The sequence below is a fragment of the uncultured Kordia sp. genome (assembly GCF_947496985.1).
Taxonomy (GTDB): domain Bacteria; phylum Bacteroidota; class Bacteroidia; order Flavobacteriales; family Flavobacteriaceae; genus Kordia.
In genome coordinates this window covers 1-2,093 of record NZ_CANMEZ010000024.1, presented here as the reverse complement: position 1 = coordinate 2,093, position 2,093 = coordinate 1, and the positions used below count along the sequence as shown (strand labels likewise).

General features: G+C 34.1%; 1 protein-coding gene. It reads left to right on the top strand.

Annotated features, from left to right (window positions below; genetic code table 11):
• Positions 1-219: 219 nt before the first annotated feature.
• Positions 220-2,093, top strand: a 1,874-nt coding sequence (locus Q0828_RS24340) for a choice-of-anchor L domain-containing protein (RefSeq protein WP_298427964.1), incomplete at its 3' end; no start/stop codon positions are given.

The window sequence follows — 2,093 nt, the reverse complement described above, 5'->3', positions numbered from 1 at the left end:
CTAAAGAGATAATTTACACAGAAAGAAAAAACAACAACAAAAAACCGAAGCAGAAAGTAGCTTCGGTTTTTTTTATGCCATACTATGAAATAGTAATGTATTGTTCTAATAAAAATCACCTTCTTTGAAAAGTAGGGTTTTAAGGAGTTTAATTGTTATGTATATGAAACCGTACCAAGGTGCTTTCCCCTTTACACAAATACCAAACTCACTCGCAATATGAGAAAACTAACTGTATTACTAAGTATTTTATTTTTATGTTCCTTAAATATTGTATCCGCTCAAATTACAGTAGATGACTCGAATACCTTAGATCAGTTAATTAATGATATCTTAATTAATAGTACATGTGCAAGTGCCAGTAACGTAACAAGTCCTAATAATAGTGAGTTTGCAGGAAATGGATTTCCTAGTTATGGTTATTTTAATAGAGGTAGTTCAGATTTCCCTTTTCAAGAAGGAATTGTATTAACAACAAGTAATCTCAATAGGATTCCAGGCCCTAATGATGATACATTAGGAGAAGGAACACAAGCTTGGCAAGGAGACGACGACATAGCAGCATTATTACAAGTATCACCTAATGCTACCTTTAATGCCACTGTAATAGAGTTTCAATTTACACCAACTACCGATCGTTTGAACTTTCGCTACCTTATGGCTTCTGAAGAATATACAGAAGCATTTCCTTGTGATTATGCAGATGCCTTTGCTTTCATTTTAAGCGGCCCAGGTATTTCTTCAACTAATAGTTACGATCATGATGCCAATCCAGCAACACCTGATATAAATGTAAATTTAGGAGGGAGAAATATTGCAGTAATTCCTGGAACAAATATTCCTGTGAGTGTCACAAATATTCATAACATTGCTAGTTGTGCTGCAGGAAGTCTTGGAGAATTTGCATTACCTGAATTTTACGATACTGGATTAAGTGGTGCAGGAGCTACTGATTTTAATGGTCAAACTGTTGTTCTTACTGCGGAATCTCTTGTAATTCCTAATGCCACATATAGTATAAAACTAGTAATCGCAGAAAACGCAGATGAAAGTTATGATTCTGCTATATTTATTGAAGGAGGGAGTTTTAATATTGGTGGTAATTTAGGTCCAGATAAAACACTCGCCTTACGAACAGCAGGATGTGATGGCGATACTATTATATTAAATCCTAATGTATCTTTAGGTGGAGTAATATATAAATGGTTTAAAGATGGAGATGAACTTGTAGGAGAAACAGGGGCCACATTGGCTGTAACCGAACCAGGATTGTACGCAGTTGAAATAACTATTCCAGGTGGTTGCGATTTAAATGATGAAATAGTTGTAGAATTCATTGATAATCCTGTCATAGCTGCAACGCCAGATAATACAATTCAATGTGATGATAATAATGATGGTTTTTGGGATTTTGATCTCACTATATTTGATGATCTAATTATAGGAACAACAAGCCCTTTCGTTGATTATACGGTCAGTTATCATACCTCTCAAGAAGATGCCGACACAAATACTGCCCCATTAATAGGTCTTTATACAAATCAAGTTGCTTATACAGAAGAAACTATCTATGTTCGTTTAGAAAACCTATATATAAATAGTTGTTTTGCAACTACAAATTTTACTATTGATGTAGCCGACCAACCTACTGCAAATGTAGTTTTAAATTATCAACTATGTGACGACAATACAGATGGAGATGCTCAAAATGGAATTACTACTTTTGATTTAACTACTATAAATTCACAAGTCTTAGGTGCGCAAGATCCTACATTATATAATATTACCTATCATGAAAATCAAAATGATGCAGATAATAATACAAGTCCTTTAATTAATACATACACAAATACTATTGTAGGCGGTAATCCAATAGTAGTCCGTATTGAAAATATTGAAAATCCCAGTTGCTATGCAACAACAACATTTTCTACAGTAGTACATTTATTGCCTATTGCAAATGTTATTGATGATCAACTCATTTGTGATGATGACAATGATGGTTTTTCGGTGTTAAATTTAGATGACTTTACATCCTTCGCGCTTGGCACACAAAGTGCTACGCAGTTCTCAGTAACCTATCATCCATCACA